Source organism: Heliophilum fasciatum (genome assembly GCF_004341395.1).
Lineage (GTDB): Bacteria > Bacillota > Desulfitobacteriia > Heliobacteriales > Heliobacteriaceae > Heliophilum > Heliophilum fasciatum.
In genome coordinates this window covers 161729-178249 of record NZ_SLXT01000002.1, presented here as the reverse complement: position 1 = coordinate 178249, position 16521 = coordinate 161729, and the positions used below count along the sequence as shown (strand labels likewise).

The 16521-nt window shown below is 52.4% G+C and carries 12 protein-coding genes and 1 pseudogene; 10 read left to right on the top strand and 3 right to left on the bottom strand.

Annotated elements, in window-relative coordinates; translation table 11 throughout:
- Positions 1–11: 11 nt before the first annotated feature.
- Genes EDD73_RS01665 through EDD73_RS01655 form a run of 3 tightly spaced genes read left to right on the top strand, consistent with a single transcriptional unit; the run spans position 12 to position 4720 of the window.
- Entirely contained in the window at positions 12–455 is a 444-nt protein-coding gene (locus EDD73_RS01665) for a hypothetical protein (RefSeq protein WP_131917942.1), read from the top strand.
- A complete protein-coding gene (locus EDD73_RS01660) occupies positions 452–3319 on the top strand; it encodes a KGGVGR-motif variant AAA ATPase (RefSeq protein ID WP_131917941.1) in 2868 nt (955 codons plus the stop codon). Before EDD73_RS01665 ends, EDD73_RS01660 begins: the two co-directional genes overlap by 4 nt.
- Positions 3320–3349: 30 nt before the next feature.
- A complete protein-coding gene (locus EDD73_RS01655) occupies positions 3350–4720 on the top strand; it encodes a nitrite/sulfite reductase (RefSeq protein WP_131917940.1) in 1371 nt (456 codons plus the stop codon).
- A gap of 187 nt (positions 4721–4907) precedes the next feature.
- Here EDD73_RS01655 and EDD73_RS01650 read toward each other — a convergent pair whose 3' ends face one another.
- Positions 4908–5504: an acetylglutamate kinase gene (locus EDD73_RS01650; protein WP_243116757.1), complete on the bottom strand. Its 597-nt coding sequence runs from the start codon at positions 5502–5504 to the stop codon at positions 4908–4910.
- Between the two features lie 84 nt (positions 5505–5588).
- Complete coding sequence (locus EDD73_RS01645; RefSeq protein ID WP_207668778.1) at positions 5589–6473, bottom strand: DUF2935 domain-containing protein; 885 nt, start codon at positions 6471–6473, stop codon at positions 5589–5591.
- Positions 6474–6600: 127 nt separating this feature from the next.
- Here EDD73_RS01645 and EDD73_RS01640 point away from each other — a divergent pair, with 127 nt between their 5' ends.
- Positions 6601–7962, top strand: coding sequence for a nitrite/sulfite reductase (locus tag EDD73_RS01640; RefSeq protein WP_131917939.1), 1362 nt, complete (start codon positions 6601–6603; stop codon positions 7960–7962).
- Between the two features lie 37 nt (positions 7963–7999).
- Here EDD73_RS01640 and EDD73_RS01635 read toward each other — a convergent pair whose 3' ends face one another.
- On the bottom strand, positions 8000–10294 hold the full coding sequence (locus EDD73_RS01635; RefSeq protein ID WP_131917938.1) for an ATP-binding protein: 2295 nt from the start codon (positions 10292–10294) through the stop codon (positions 8000–8002).
- Positions 10295–10550: 256 nt separating this feature from the next.
- Between EDD73_RS01635 and cysQ the strand changes: the two genes are divergently transcribed.
- The 6 genes and pseudogenes from cysQ to EDD73_RS01605 all read left to right on the top strand — a co-directional run bounded on the left by cysQ (position 10551) and on the right by EDD73_RS01605 (position 16517).
- Complete coding sequence (gene cysQ, locus EDD73_RS01630; RefSeq protein ID WP_131917937.1) at positions 10551–11396, top strand: 3'(2'),5'-bisphosphate nucleotidase CysQ; 846 nt, start codon at positions 10551–10553, stop codon at positions 11394–11396.
- 214 nt (positions 11397–11610) lie between these two features.
- A pseudogene (cysC, locus tag EDD73_RS01625) lies at positions 11611–12195 on the top strand (adenylyl-sulfate kinase); the annotation flags it as partial.
- 59 nt (positions 12196–12254) lie between these two features.
- On the top strand, positions 12255–14060 hold the full coding sequence (locus EDD73_RS01620) for an adenylyl-sulfate reductase subunit alpha (protein ID WP_131917935.1): 1806 nt from the start codon (positions 12255–12257) through the stop codon (positions 14058–14060).
- On the top strand, positions 14057–14356 hold the full coding sequence (locus EDD73_RS01615; RefSeq protein ID WP_131917934.1) for a 4Fe-4S dicluster domain-containing protein: 300 nt from the start codon (positions 14057–14059) through the stop codon (positions 14354–14356). The genes EDD73_RS01620 and EDD73_RS01615 overlap by 4 nt, the downstream gene beginning before the upstream one ends.
- A 27-nt stretch (positions 14357–14383) precedes the next feature.
- Positions 14384–15184, top strand: a complete 801-nt coding sequence (gene cysD, locus EDD73_RS01610; protein WP_131917933.1) for a sulfate adenylyltransferase subunit CysD — start codon at positions 14384–14386, stop codon at positions 15182–15184.
- 1 nt (position 15185) lies between these two features.
- Complete coding sequence (locus EDD73_RS01605; RefSeq protein WP_165876250.1) at positions 15186–16517, top strand: sulfate adenylyltransferase subunit 1; 1332 nt, start codon at positions 15186–15188, stop codon at positions 16515–16517.
- Positions 16518–16521: the final 4 nt, after the last annotated feature.

The window sequence follows — 16521 nt, the reverse complement described above, 5'->3', positions numbered from 1 at the left end:
AGGACTGTGCCGTGATACCCTTTAGCCGTCGGGAAATGAAAAATGCGTGGTGGCGGCATTACCAAGCCGCGAGACAGATAAATGACGCGAATACCTCGAATACAAGGCGCTTATTGCTTTTCTATGCGGTCGAATGTGGTTTAAAAGCTTTGATCATGGTGCGAAACGGTGAAGATTACACCGGTGGAAGGTTAAGTTCCCGGCAATTCAGAAAAATACAGCATGACATCAATGAATTACTGGATACACTACGAGCCGGAAAAGATCTTAACTTACCAGTAACAGCAATGAATGATTTGCGGAGTGACGACGGGAACTACATAAGCCGACAAGTTTATGCAGGTGATTACAATCAAATGTGGCGCTATGGTGGTTCGTCGCAGGCATACAGTGATCAAGAATTGGAAGACCGCTTGGAGCGAATCGCTACTTGGGTCGGGAGGGAATTGGCTTGAAGTTACTAACTTGGTTGGATGTTGAGCGAAGGATTCGTAAATTAACGAATAATAAAAGAAATTTGCCACTGAGCATCAAAGATATTGACTGTTTTTCCGATGGCGTGGAAATTATGATCGATAGTTTGGGGTTTCAGCAACAAGCTGCGCAAGAAATCCAGCAATGGTTTGGGGATTGGTATGATACGGAGCGACGTCAAATTCGCTTGGACATTGAAAACGCCTTTTTGCCGGTTGACTTTGTGGTCCACGGCGAAATGCCTAAACAGGAAAAGGTCATTGTTCCCCTTTGGCGAGAATTAGCGTACTTATCAAAAGACGAGCCACCATTTAGGCGACCGATGGGGACATCGATACCGCGGATAGTAGCGAAGACATCCGGTAAGCAACCCCCGCATATCGTAGCGTTTCACTCTTTCAAAGGTGGCGTTGGGCGGACGACGCATATGGCGGGGTTTTACTTTTCGTTGCTTCAACGAGCACATGATACCGGTAAACCTATATCGATTCTGGTTATTGACGCCGATCTAGAGGCACCGGGACTCACCTACTGGGATCGCCAAGAACGTTTACAACCGGAGATCTCATTTATTGATTTTTTAGAAGTTTATCACTACCCGCCGGTAGAACGGGAAAAGGCGATGGAGGCAGTCACGAATCAATTAGCTTCTTCGCGCAAACAGATCGGCAATTCCACAGTATTTTTTCTGCCTGCTTTTTGTTCGGAAGAGCAACTGCTGGACACGCCGATTTTGCCGCAACATCTAGCGCGAAGTGCGGCAAATCCTTGGCAGACAACGACCGCCATTAGGCAACTGGGGCAAGCTGTTCAAGCTGACGTTATCTTGATTGATTTGCGGGCAGGACTTAGCGATCTGGCCAGTCCGATTTTAATGGATGCTCAAATCGAACGTTTTCTTGTAACGACGTTATCGGAGCAGTCCATTCATGGCACATGCTTGGTGTTAGAACAGATGGCTAAATTGGCTCCGCCTCCGGAAGAAACCGGACGAGGACAATATTATGATCCTACAGTCATTGTTACCATGCTCACACCGGAATTGCGGAAAAGCTCCGTCTATGAAGATGCAGTCGCGCAATTGCAAGAGGCTTATGATGTGCATTTTTCCGAGAGCAACATGGATGACAATGGATATGATACTCGATTGACTTGTTGGGAGTCTTACTTTTCACAAGAACTACTTTATGTAAAGAGTTGGGACGATGCCCGTGATAAGACCCGTTCCAACTCTTCCCTAACAGACATGGCTATAAAGTGGGCCGGTGAGAATTGGCCGAAAAAAGACAATCGACGCGAAGCGAGAATGCGCAAAGGAAATAATGATTTACAGCAGGTGGTTGCTCTTCGGGATCAATGTGAGGAATACGCTGAAAAAGGAATCGGAGACAACCTGCTTGTGACGGATGCGTTACGAAATCTCGCCATCAAGTATCGCGATGAACTTCCGCAGGTGATTTCCATTGGTGCCAAAGGTGCGGGAAAAACGTTCAGCTATCTTCACTTAGCGCGGTGTAAGCACTGGGAAACTTTTGTGGATAAAGTGAGTGGTAAGGAAAACGGAGCTATGCAAAAAAAGTGCTGTAGCTATATTTATCCGCTATTAGCACCGAAGCAACTTGACGATAAGATGAATCGAATTATCCGGGAAGCCCGTGATCAAGTCACGCAAATCATCAATGATGCTACCCCAAGCCCGGATCAACCACATACGAAAACAGCATCATTTGCGCATCATCAGTATTTTGTTGCCAATGGAATCAGTGATCTGGCGATTAAATCCAAGTTAGACGGGGAACCGGAATGGGGAGAACTGAATTGGATTTGGTATTGGCTTGATCTCATCGCCAAAGCGATGAACATTCACTTTGAATCTCCTGCGCAAGAGAACCTTGACATAGCGATTACATCGGGTATGCATACGCTGAATCGTCAATTGGAAAAAGGTGGACTTCGCTTGGTGCTGATTATCGATGGGCTGGAAGAGTTGTTCGATCGTATTGCCGATCAACGAAGTCAGCAGGTCGCTTTAAAGGCGCTGTTGGATTTCCCAAAAAGGTTGCAAGATACATTGCGGCAGTCTTCGTTGGGGATGATCATTTTTTTGCGCAAAGATTATCTTCGTTATGCCATTCGGCAAAATGCAGGGCAAATGGAAAGCCGGTATAAACCGTATGAACTGACGTGGGATCAAGATTCTTTTTTACACCTTGTTTATTGGTTGGGTCAGCAAGCGCGATTCTACGATCCCACAATTGAAGTGAATTCGCTGGGACGCACCGTTGTTATCAATGAACTGGAACAGCTTTGGGGCAAAAAATTAGGAAAAGATAATTCCAAAGAAGCCAATAGTGCCGCTTGGGTCTATGCAGCGTTAAGTGACTTCAAAGGGCGCCTTCAAGCGCGGGATATTGTGCGGTTTCTTTACCATGCAGCGAAAAAAACATCTGAAGATGCGGAGGGGGTGGGGTTTCGTCATTGGCAGAAGGATCGCATCTTACCACCGCAGGCGATTCGGCATGCCCTGCGCCCTTGCAGTGAGAAAAAGCTGGAAGAAGTAATGAATGAGTCCGGTGAGTTTAAAACTTGGTTTGAGGACATGAAACAGTTAGCACCGGATAAACGGCGTGTACCTTTTACGGTTCAACAACTGGGGATTACACCAACACAATTGGAGTTTCTGAAGAATATGGGGGTTCTTTATGAAGATACGGATAAAGACGGGTTGCTTAAATACTATATTCCGGAAATTTATCGTATTGGAATGAACTTTGAGCTTGAGCAATCGAAAAAGCCACGTGTATTGGCATTAAAGAAGAAAAGCATGGGAAAGGGTTTGTCGTAGAAAGTATCATAAGCGAACGGAGATGGCTTGATGGAATTATCACCAGAAGCAATGAGCGCCCATCGCTTACAAGGAATTGATCAACAACGCGAAAAAGATCGCTTTTTCGTGCGGTTTCGCTTACCGCTGGGCCGGTGGACGGCGGAGCAATTAGCGGGATTGGCCGATGTGGTCGCGAAGACGGAACAGGGGAAACTGGAAGTTCTTTCACGGCAATCGGTGCAGATGCAGGGATTAACGCGGGCGGAAACCGAGGCAATGCGTGAGAAACTCACCGCATTGGGCCTTTCTCCGGTAAACAGCAGCAGCAAATCCATGCACAATGTCGTGGCTTTGTATGAAACGGGCCATTTTGTTCAGGAAGTAGCGGCCTTGGCTACGTTCCTTGATCAGGCCATATCTCCCGATGTGGCCCTTGTCATATTGGAGCACAAGTTTGCGATTCCCATGAGTGATGCCGTACCGGATGCTATGCCAGGCGCAGTGCTTTATCACGATATCGGGCTGTTACCGGTGGCCCGGCCGGAAGGGCTGCGCTGGCAAGTGTATGTGGGTGGTGGTTTGGGACGGCAGCCGCAACGGGCGGAGTTATTGCCGGTGGAAGTGCCGACGGCGCAGGTGCGCAGTATAGTCCAGGCGATCTTAGACTTGTTTTTAGCGGTAGGTGCCGGGAAGCGGATGAAAGCCCTCGTTCACTCTTTGGGTGTAGCGGATTTCTGGGCGCAAGTGCAAGAACGTTGGACACCAATCGATGAATTGCTACCGGCGGTGGAACCGCTGCCGGAGGGGGACGTGGTGATCACTGATCTTCCTGATGCCGTGCTGACGGCAGTACAACTGCGCGCATTGGCCATGGCAGCGCGCCGCTTTACCGGAGGCGTAGTTTATCTCGGGACGGAGCGGCAGATCTACTGGCGCGGCATCTTGCCGGAGGAAAAAGATCATCTCCTGGCGGAGTTAGCAGCGGTGGGATTGGGTCAAAGGGGGATCATCGCCTGGGCTGCTTGTCCCGGTCGTGCCTCCTGTCGCCGCGGCTTGATCGATACGGCTTTGCGCGGCGCCATCGAAGCAGAACTGCAACAAAAACCGCATCTGCTGGCTGCCTTTGACCGCTTGCGCATCCATATTTCCGGTTGCCCAAGTTCTTGTACCCGTACGCAGGTCGCGGATATTGGTTTGAACGGTGCCGTGATGAAAGGGAAGCCGGGCCAGCCGGCAGTGACGATCACTGTCGGCGGTGGGCTTGACGGCGCATATCCTGTGTTGGGCACCCGCTGGGGCGTAGTGGAACGGGAGGCGGTGCCGGCGGCGATCGTGACGATTTTAGAGGAGTGGCTTGCCCAGCGTGAGGGCGAAGAAACCTTCCGTCAGACACACTTGCGCTTGTCTGCAACAAGTTGATTTTATTCGTAATGACGGTAGGTGAATCTGTCGACTATCGCCTAAAACGAAAATTAAATAGGAAATCAAGGCGCATGAATCGTGCCAAAAAAATAATCCCGGTACGCTAACGTTGAAGCGAACCGGGGTTATTTACTATAAACAGCCCATCACCTTGGTTGGGATGAAGAGAGACATCATGCGAACATCAGGTTATGTGGAACTGATGAATGATACCGCCGGACATTACATCGGCCATCACCAATGTATGCAACTCATTTTCGTCATACGCTGCGATACTAGCCGGATACCGTCCGTTCAGCATGTCAACGGCGATTCTTTTGACCAGTTCAAGGTGGCGATACAGCATTCTTCGCCACTGCTCTTGAGGCCAATACGGATTAATACTTCCTAATAAAACAGCGATGGCATCGGCATTGGCATACCATTTTCTCTCAATCGCGTTGGCTGCATTCGCATCGCCGGCTTTGGCTGCGTTGACGAGATCGGCCGCAATACTCAGATGTGCCTTTAATAAGTCGCGAAAGTTGGACGCGATTCTTTCCCCATAGTAAAGCTGTAGCACCTGTTTAAAATCATCAGGATTACGGAGTAACCGGGAAACCACAGCATCTGCATTTGGCAAGCCAAATACCAGGCTGGTGATGGCAGATAATGTCCAAGTATCATGCTGTTCCCAGAGCATGCGAACACGATCCCGCAATTCCATCTGTGCTCGGCTTAACGTAAAGGGAGGATAATCAACGTTCTGCTCGTAATACAACATTTCCACTCCTACACGCATTCATTGCTCCTGATAGTTAGGGCGATACTGATAAGGGGTTCCGGTAGCAGGAGGTTGGCTTAAAAAGCTTCGGTAGAAGGTGGTTTAGTTCGCTAATTCATGTTCGATCCGGTCAATAATCATCAGAAAATGTTCTGCCTCACGCCGTACATGATCGGCTAATGCTACCGGAATCAGCGAAAGGGCGGCGCAATTTTCCAATAGTTCTTTGGCCGCTTGTTTGAAATCCCGTAACCGGCGAGTAGCCCCCTTGACGTCGCCTTCAAAGCGAGATAAGGTGGGGATTTTTTTGAAGTCCCATAACATCCCTTCGAGATCGCGGGCCTGCGCGAGCAGGGTGTCGAATTCATCACTAAATGCTTGGGATTGATTCGCAAGTTGACGTTCCGATTGATCCAATAAACTGCGGATAAATTTCGAATGATCGGACATGATGCGCAGCCAAAAAACGTTTTCTTGAATAATCGACTGAATCGGGGTGCCTGTTTCCCCAGTCTCCGCTTTTCTAAGCACCAGCAGAAAGTATTCTGCTTCGCGGGAGATGTGATCAAGGAGTAGCGGATAGTTATATCCTCCCAGTTTAAACCCACATGTAATTACAATGTGTAATACATGGCGTTTGAAGGCGCGAAGGCATTCGACCCAATAGATTGTTTTCTTGATGAAATCGGCCATTTGTGATGGATGAACGCGTTCTGATTCATTCAGCAACTCTTGAAAGCCTTTTTGAAATTCGCCGGCCCGGCGAATCAATTCAAGTTCGGTACAAGGAAACCCAATTTTCATAAACAACGAGTGCTCCATCATAATGCGCAGCCAAAACCGAATTTCATCCATATCGGGATTGGATACGGGGGATACAAGCAGATCCGGAACTTTAACCACTGCCATGCATATCCGACCTCCTTCTCGCCAGCAATATATGCGGATGAAGTCGGTTTTGCTAATAAATAAAAGCTGGCAGCTCATAAGTTGACCAGATCCCTTTCGCTGACGACATCCCTTTGGTTGACGGCAATCCCGTTGGTTGACAGGCGTCCATCCGAATGATAGTATTCCTATAGGATAATGAGAATAAGTGAACGGAGATGTTCCGATGGAATTAACACCAAAAGAAATTAGCGCCTATCGCTTGCAAGGGATCTATCAACAGCGCCAAAAAGACCGCTTTTTTGTACGCTTTCGCTTACCGCTGGGCCGGTTGACGGCAGAACAATTGGCAGCATTGGCGGACGTAGTGGAGAAGACGGAACGGGGACAATTGGAAATTACTTCGCGTCAATCAGTGCAGATTCATGGACTGACGCTGGCGGAGATTGAATCGATTCGCGAGAAACTGGCGCCCCTGGGTTTTTCTTCAGTAAATAGCGGGGGCAAATCGGTGCGCAATGTGGTGGCCGTCTATGAAAATGGTCCCTTTGCCCAGGAAGTGGCGGCCCTGGCGCTGTTTCTTAATCAGACGATACCTCCGGCTGTGGCCCATGTAACGATGGAGCAGAAGTTTAAGATTGCCGTGAGCGAATCCTTGCCGGGAGCGGTACTTTTTAATGATGTTGGCCTGATCCCGGTCGCCCGGCCCGAAGGGCTGCGCTGGCAAGTGTATGTCGGTGGCGGTTTGGGGCGGCAACCGCAGCCGGCGGAATTGCTGCCGGTGGAAGTGCCGACGGCACAGGTGCGCAGTTTGATCCTGGCGATCTTGGACTTGTTTTTTGCGTTAGGTGCCGGGAAACGAATGAAGGTACTGGTGCAGTCCTTGGGCGTGGAGAAGTTTTGGGCGCAAGTGCAAGAACGGTGGACGCCCGTCGATGAGTTGCCGCCGTCGGTAGAGCTGCCGGCGGGGGAAGTGGTGATCATCGATGTTCCCAATGGGGCGCTGACGGCGGTACAACTGCACACATTAGCGATGGCCGCGCGCCGTTTTGCCGGAGGTGTGATCGATCTCGGAACAGAGCGGCAGATTTACTGGCGCGGTGTGTTGCCGGAGGAAAAAGCCCATCTCCTGGCGGAACTGGCGCCGGTGGGTTTGGGCCAACCGAGGAAGATTGCCTGGGCCGCTTGTCCCGGTCGTGCCTTGTGCGGTCGCGGCTTGATCGATACGGCGTTGCGCGGGGCCATCGAAGCGGAGCTGCAGCAACAGCCCCATTTGCTGGCGGCCTTTGACCAATTGCGCATACATCTTTCCGGATGCGCAAGTTCTTGTACGCGTCCGCAGATGGTCGATATTGGTTTGACTGGTACCGTCAATAAAGAGAAGCCCAGCCATTTTGCGGCGGCGATCACCGTTGGCGGTGGGCAGGACGGTGAATATCCCCTGTTGGGCACGCACTGGGGGATCGTGGAACCCGATGCCGTACCGGCAGCGATTGTGACGATTCTGGAACAATGGCTTGCTGACCGGCAAGGTGAAGAGACCTTTCGCCAGACGTACTTGCGACAACGCCGGCACGCCGAAGGGTAATCAAGTCGGCCGATATATCGAAAAAGCCCCGGGCAGTTCAACAAAATGAACTGTCCGGGGCTTTTTCTTGTTCCGTAAGCAGCAAGGTGATATCGGCATGGATGTGCGGATAATCCTGTTCCACACGTTCGAATAAGCCGGCCACGGTCGCGATGTCCGCTGCGGCTGCCTGTTGTTCCATGGCCTGGAAAATTTGAAAATAGGAAAGGGCGCCGATGAAATGACTGCCGGTAACGAGACTGTGCGCAATGGAACGGATCGCGGAAAAATCGTTGTTTTGTACAGCCGTACGCAACTCCGGTATTTTCGTTGTCAAGAGGGATTGATAGGAGAGGACCAGTTCCCGAAATGCATCATGATCATGGTCGATTTCAGCAAGGGAGTCTTGAATTTGGCGATGATCGAGCAAGGTAAATTCCCAAAGACTTGCAGGGGGATTGACTTCGGCCGATGATGGTCCCGCCATTGCCGCAACGCTTGTTGCTTCTGTCTGGGGCAGCCATTTTTCCAGCATGGCATGGAGTTCCTCGAGGCGCAGCGGTTTATGGAGAATGTCATCCATGCCGGCCTCGAGGCATAGGGTGCGGGTCTTGGGGGAAGCATCAGCAGTCAAAGCGATGATCGGCAACCCTGTGCCGGTCTGTGCTTCCCCTTGACGAATCCGGCATGTCGCTTCCCAGCCATCCATGACCGGCATCTGGCAATCCATCAGGATGAGGCTGAATTGCTTTTGCTGTACCGCTGCGATCGCTTCTTGGCCGTTTGTGGCGATTTCGATGGGAACACCGAGTTGTTTCATTTGATGGCGGATCAGTTTTTGATTGATCACCGTATCCTCCACAATCAGCACCGGTTGGTGAGGCGGTTGGCGTACGGTGAGGGGGCGAGAAACCGTTGTTTCCAGGGAGATAGCCGTTGGGGCCATGCTTTTACCGACAGTCAGCGGTAAGGTGAACCAGAAAGTCGTGCCGGCACCGGGGTGGCTGTGAAAGCCGATCTCGCCGCCCATGCCGTTTACCAGTTGCTTGCAGATGGACAAGCCCAGCCCGGTACCGCCAAAGCGCCGGGTCGTCGAGCGCTCTGCTTGGGCAAAGGGTTGGAAGATCAGTTCCCGCTGTTCCGGTGGAATCCCGATACCGCTGTCGATGATCTCAAAAAGCAGATGGGTGGCTGGCAGTTCAAGTGATCCGTTGTCGGCAGGGTGCACCTGCAAGCGTATGCTGCCGGTGAGGGTAAATTTAACGGCATTGCCAAGCAGATTAAGCAGGATTTGGCGCAGGCGCGTTGGGTCACCTCGCAGTGTATGCGGGAGCCGCGGATCGACGATGGAATGCAGAGAAAGTCCTTTCTTTTCCGTGATCGGCAGCAGCAAGGCATGGACGCTGCTGATCAGTGCCGGGAGATCGTAATCCACTTCCTCAAGAAGCAAATTGCCGCTTTCGAATTTGGAAAAATCAAGAATATCATTGAGCACGGTCAGTAGCAGTTCTGACGATTCCCGAACGACGTCCGCATACTCGGTTTGCTCTTGGCTGAGCGGCGTACGGCGTAGCAAATCGGTCATCCCGATGATGCCGTTGAGGGGCGTACGGATCTCATGGCTCATGATGGCGAGAAATTCGCTTTTGACTTGATTGGCCCGTTCTAACTCCTGCGTGCGCTGTTGAACTTTGGCTTCGAGAGAATGGGCGTTATCTTCGGCGATACCGACCAGTTCACGGGAGAGGGAGAGAAACAGATGGGTGAGAAAGCCTGAGCAGATGATAATAAAAGTGCCGTAAATCAAATGGCTGACGGTGATGGCATCGTAGGGGTCGCCGTAAAAGCGGAAGATGATCACGCAATAGTGCGCAAAAACGACGACCAGTGCCAGCGCGATATAGGCAACCAGTTGCCAACGGCGCAAGCTCACCAAGCTGAAAAAAAAGAGTCCGCCCAGGATACTCGTATAGGTCTGGGCGATGCGTTCAATCGGGCGTGTTCCTTCGTAAAAAAAATCGCCCACCACGTTTTGTATAAATATACTCGGCAGGAACAGTAGCAGTACGGTGGTGGCAGCAACAGGTTTTTGCTTGCAGATGAAAATCAAGGTGAGAATGACTTGGAGAATGGTAATGAGATCGCCAAGGATCAATTGAAGATTGGATTCACCAAAGATATGGATCAAAAGCATGATGGGGAGGATGGCGCTGCCGATCAACGTTTGATAGAGGCAATATTTCATTTTTTTTCGGAGTTCCAGGGGTGCACCGGCGTAACCGTCTAGAAAAAAGTGAAACCATCGGGTTAAGAACCGGCCATTGCTATGCAGCAATTGCGGGTTATTGACCATGAAAACAAACCTCTTTCATCGTTGTTTGTAGAACAATGGCATGATGTGATCCCCATAAAGTTTAACTTTACATATTTACTATAAGATGCGATGGAGAAATATGCAAGAATCTCGTGCAGATAAGGACAAGCAATTCTTCAACCCTGTTGAGACAGTCGTCCTGTGGCGACAGGGTTTTTTCATGGACATACTATCCTGGATAAAATAGAATGATCAGAGTGGAAGAAAAGACAGTGGAAAGGAAACGAGCAACACGATGATTGTGCCTGTGGACATCACGCACGTTCTGCCGATTGCGGTGGAGGCGGGGGTACGGATTTTAGAAGTCTATCAAAATGAGGATATGCAAGTGAACTGGAAGGCCGATGCATCACCGTTGACCTTGGCCGATCGCCGCTCTCACGAATGGATTGCCCAGTCGTTACGTAGCCGCTATCCCGATATTCCCCTGCTCAGTGAAGAAGAAGAAGCGCTGGAGTATCAACAGCGCCGGAACTGGCATACACTGTGGATCGTCGATCCGCTCGACGGTACCAAGGAATTTATCAAGCGCAACGGTGAATTTACGGTGAACATCGGCTTGGTTCATCAACAGGTACCGGTGGCCGGTGTGGTTTATCTGCCGGTTCATGATATTGCTTATGTAGCGCAAGACGGATGGGGCGCGTACCGCCTCCGGGAATGCCGGCAAGTGATGAACCGGATTCAGAGTGTCGACGATTTTTGCCGGTACGGAGAAAAGCTACCTTTAGCCGGTACTCATGAGCGACTGACGGTGGCCGTCAGCCGTTCGCACATGGCCCCGGAGACAGCAGAGTTTTTGGCGGCGCTGGAGCGGAACTGGGGCAGCGAAGTGCATCCGGTAACGCTGGGCAGCACGATCAAGATGTGCCAGGTAGCGGAAGGTGTGGTGGATCTGTACCCGCGCCACGGCCCGACCATGGAGTGGGATACGGCGGCCGGGGAAGCGATCATTCGCTATGCCGGTGGTGTGGTGATCCAGGCAACTGATCGCCGACCGCTGACGTACAACAAGGAAAATTTACGCAATCCGCACTTTTTGGCGCTTCGCCCCGGCTTTGCACACCATGTTTTACCGTAATTCCTATAGGTTTTTAAGAAAAAATAGTTGACAGATACGGTGGAAGACCATAAAATACACATAAGCAAATCGGAATATATAAGATTCGCCGGAAACAATCGAAAATATGCAGGGCTGACCAAAAAAATTGGAGGCTGTCTGCTCGTTACCTTTTGTAAAGTAACGAGGGCAGTCTCTTTTTTTTTCGAAAAAAGCACAAGAAGCAACTTGGGAGGAGACGAGAGCGATGAGTGAGCGCAGAGGATATACCGTTTGGCTGACCGGCCTTTCGGGCAGCGGCAAGTCTACGCTGGCGCAAGCGCTGCAACAAGCGTTGATACAGCGCGGGCAACCGGTAGAAATTCTCGACGGTGATGAAGTGCGGGAGTACCTTTCCACTGATTTGGGTTTTGATCGCGCCGGGCGCGATGCCAATATCAAACGTATCGGTTATGTAGCACGCTTGCTGGCCCGCCATGGTGTGGCTGTGATTACGGCAGCGATTTCTCCTTACCGGGAAACACGTGAAACCGTACGCGAGTTGCATGGCAACAATTTTATAGAAGTGTATGTGCAAGCATCGGTGGAAGCCTGTGCCAAGCGTGATGTCAAAGGGCTTTACCAGCGGGCGCTCCGTGGGGAGATTCCTCAATTCACCGGTGTCTCGGACCCTTATGAAGCGCCGCTGCAGCCGGAAGTGACGGTCGTAACCGAGCGGGAGACGGTAGCGCAAAGTTTGGCGAAAATCCTTGCCTATCTGGAGCAAGCCGGCTACTTACCCGGACGTGATGTGTCGCTGGGGACAGCGGGTAACGGGTAAAAGGCAGCGAAGGCCGGAGCGTATGGCCGAGCCTATGTGCGAGAGGATGAAATAACAGCGTGCGAAGTGCAGTGGAGAATGTCAGCTACCCGGAAGTGTTGGAAACGGATTGGCTGGTGATCGGCGGCGGTGCTGCCGGGATCATGGCCGCCGTGCGGGCTCGTGAACTGGCTCCAACATGCCGGGTCATGGTGCTGGAAAAAGCGAATGTAACCCGCAGCGGTTGTTTGGCCGCCGGGATCAATGCGATCAACGCCTATCTCAATCCGGGCGAAACAGCGGCGAGCTTTTTACAGTACGTCAAAAAAGAGTTTGCCCAACAGGTCCGTGATGACCTCGTGCTGTCGCTGGCGGAGCGCTTGAATGAAATGACCGATCGTCTGGCGGCTTGGGGGCTGCCAATCTACCGCGATGAGCAGGGGCGCTACCGGCAGCGCGGCCGAGCCAGCATCCAGATCAACGGCGAAGCGATCAAGCCCTTGATGGCGGCAGCCCTGGAAGCTTCCGGTGCGGAGGTGCGCAATCATGCCGTCGTGACCGATCTGATCGTCACCGATGGACGCGTTGCCGGTGCCTTATATTTTGATTTACATACAGGACAATTCACGGCTGTGCGTGCGAAAGCGGTGCTGATCGCTACCGGCGGAGCATCGGGGATTTATCAACCGAATACTGGCGGGGCAGCGCGGCACAAGCAATGGTATTCACCGTTTAATGCCGGTAGCGGCTGGGCCATGGCGCTGCGGGCCGGCGCTGAACTGACCAGTCTGGAGATGCGCTTTATCGCCTTGCGCGTGGCCCACACGATGGCGCCGACGGGAACGATCGCACAAGGTGTCAAGGCGAAGCAGATCAACGGCGATGGTGTGAACTATGTGCCCAACTATGCCTATGCCCAAGGTAAGCCAACAACGGCAGAACTGCTCTGGGCGACCATGGAAGAAGAAAAAGCCGGGCGGGGACCGTGCGCCTTGGATACACGGGGCCTCACGCCGGAGCAAGGCGATCTTTTAGCGCAAGCCTACTTATGTATGTGTCCCACGCAGGTGTTGCAGTGGGCTGATGCCGAGCAACGGCCCGAGACGGCGGCTGTACCGATTACCGGCAGTGAACCTTATCTCGTCGGCGGTCACGGTACGGCCGGTCTTTGGGTGGATGTGCACCGGCAAACGACGATTGCCGGGCTCTATGGTGCCGGTGATGCCGTAGGGGGAGCGCCCAAAAAATACGTCACTGGCAGCATGGCGGAAGGGGCCATTGCCGCTGAACACGCCCTTGACCACTTCTTGCGGGAAGCAGCGGCTCCCCATCCGGGCTGGACGGAAGCCCTTGAGCAAGCATGGCGGCGTGCCCGGCAGCCGCTCAACAACGACGCCGGTGCAACGGCGCGGCAAGTGGAAGAAGCGCTGCAAGCGGTGATGGAGTATCATGCCGGCGGCCGATCCGGTGGCTACCGGTATGAGCAGTCCGGCATTGAAAGGGCGCAGCAAAGTCTGGCGCAATTGAGCAAGGCCGGTGCGGCGCTGGGGGCGACGACGCCCTATGAACTGATGCGTGTCCATGAAGTGCGCGATCGACTGCTCGTGGCCGCGGCGCTCTTGGTTCATCAGAGCCATCGCCGGGAAAGCCGCTTACCGCTTTACCAAAGCCGCACTGATTATCCGGCGCCGGATCCGCAACTGGACCGCACCTGGCTCAACACACGGCGCTCCCACGGTAGGGCTGATGCCGATGAAGAGCTTAAGCTGGAGATTTTGGAACGAGTGTGGGAAGAAGCGGTGCCGCGGGAACAAGCGTCAGAAGAACCGGTACCGGAGGAACAGGCGCCGGGGGAATCGGCCGTCAGGGGAGGGATATCGGCATGACCTTATGCATCGATCGCGAACGCTGTCAGGGATGTAACGGTCATCCTCGCTGCGCCGATGTCTGTCCAGGCAACTTGCTGGTGCTCGGTGAGCAAGGCCAGATCGCTTCCCGCGAACCTGATGACTGCTGGGATTGCGCCGCTTGTGTGAAGGTTTGTCCCCGCCAAGCGCTGTCGCTGACGCTGCCGCCGGAAGTGGGCGGCCGAGGTTCGCGATTATGGGCACGCCAGGTCGGCGGGAAAATGCACTGGACGATCGTCGATGGGCAAGGACGAACGAAAAATTTCGTTATCTAGACTTCAAATATACAGGGGGAAACAGGGATGGATCAGTTGGAAAAACTGGAAAGCGAGAGCATTTTTATCATCCGTGAGGCTTATCAAAAATATAAGAAAATCGCCATGCTTTGGTCGATTGGCAAGGATTCGACAGTGCTGCTCCATCTGGCGCGCAAAGCCTTCTATGGACATTGTCCGATTCCCTTAGTCCATATCGATACGACCTATAAGATTCCGGAGATGATCGCGTACCGGGACAAAATTGCCCAAGAGTGGAATCTCAAGTTGGTCGTCGGTTCCAATGATCAAGCGCTGCAAAACGGCATGGGTCCCGACAAAGGGCGCTTGACTTGCTGCAATGCCCTAAAAACGGAAGGTCTGCAACAGGTGATGGCCCAATATGAATTCCAAGGGCTTTTGATGGGCATCCGCCGTGACGAAGAAGGATCGCGCGGTAAAGAGCGCTATTTCAGCCCACGCAATGCCGACTTTGAGTGGAACTATAAAGAACAGCCGCCGGAATTGTGGAACCAGTTCCAGACGGAGTTTCCCGAAGGTACCCATGTGCGCGTTCATCCGCTGTTGCACTGGACCGAATTGAATGTGTGGCAGTACATTTTGCGGGAAAACATCCCCATTATCGATCTTTACTTTGCCAAAAACGGTCGGCGCTATCGCAGCTTGGGCTGTGCCCCTTGCACCACGCCGATCACGTCAGAAGCAATAACCATTGAAGAGATTATTGAAGAATTGAAAAATACCAATGTCACTGAACGCAGCGGCCGCGCCCAAGATCAGGTCGATGCCTATGCGATGCAAAAACTGCGCGTCCGGGGGTATATGTAGGATGAGTGAACTGAAGATTGTCATTGTCGGTCATGTGGATCATGGTAAATCAACGTTGATCGGTCGCTTGCTGGCCGATACGGGCAGTGTGCCGGACGATCGCATCGAAGCGGTGCGGCGGCGCTGCGTCGATCAAGGCAAAGATATGGAATATGCCTTTTTGCTGGATGCGCTGGAAGAAGAGCAAGCGCAAGGCATCACGCTCGATACCACGCGCATTCAGTTTCACAGTGCTCAGCGTAACTATGTGATCATCGATGCGCCCGGCCACAAAGAATTTCTGAAAAATATGATCAGCGGTGCTTCCGATGCCGATGCAGCATTTCTGCTGATTGATGCCGAAGAAGGTGTGCGGGAGCAAACACGCCGCCATGCGACGATTCTTAAACTGTTAGGCATTCGCCAGATTCATGTGGTCATTAACAAAATGGACTTGGTAGGCTATGAGCAGGCCGTCTTTGAACAGATTGTTGCCGTCTGCACCGATGCGCTGGCGCAAGTGGAACTACAGGCGCTGTCCTATATCCCGATGGCAGCCAAACATGGTGAAAATATTTTAGCGCGTTCTGCCCATCTGGACTGGTATCAGGGCCGTACGCTGATCGAGACGATCGATACCTTGAAGGCACAGCACCCGGAAGCCGATGCGCCGACGCGCTTGCCGGTGCAGGATATCTATAAATTTGATCATCGCCGGATTGTGGCGGGACGGCTGGAAAGTGGCACCTTACAGGTGGGTGATACCATTGTTTGCTGGCCCCAAGGCACGCGCACGCGCATCAAATCGCTGGAAAGCTGGCAGCGTAACCAGCCGCTGACCACCCTGACGGCAGGAATGTCCGTTGGGGTAACGCTGGAAGATCCGGTGTTTTTACAGCGAGGTACGGTCATCGCCCGGGAAGAGGCACCGCCGCTCGTCGGCGATCACTTGAAAGTTACGATCTACTGGCTGGGGCAACAGCCCTTGCGCGCAGGCAAGCGTTACACGATCAAGTTAACGACGCAAGAAACAACCTGCGAAGTCGCGGCGATTGATCATGTTTATGATTCCAGTGATTTGTCTACCGCTGATGCACTCGATCAGGTGCCGACCAACTTTGTCGGTGAAGTAACCTTGCGCACTAAGCAACCGCTGGCTTTTGACTTGTTCACGCAGGTTGCCGAAACAGGCCGGTTTGTCATCCTCGATGGCTTTGAAGTCAGCGGCGGTGGCAGTATCGTCGGTTTGGCTGATGCGGTGAACCAGGCGAAGTCGCAGCGAGAGGCAGAACCGGCGGCACCTCGGCAAGTTTTCCGGAAAAAGCTCAAGCGCAGTATCGTGATAGAGAAGTAATTAT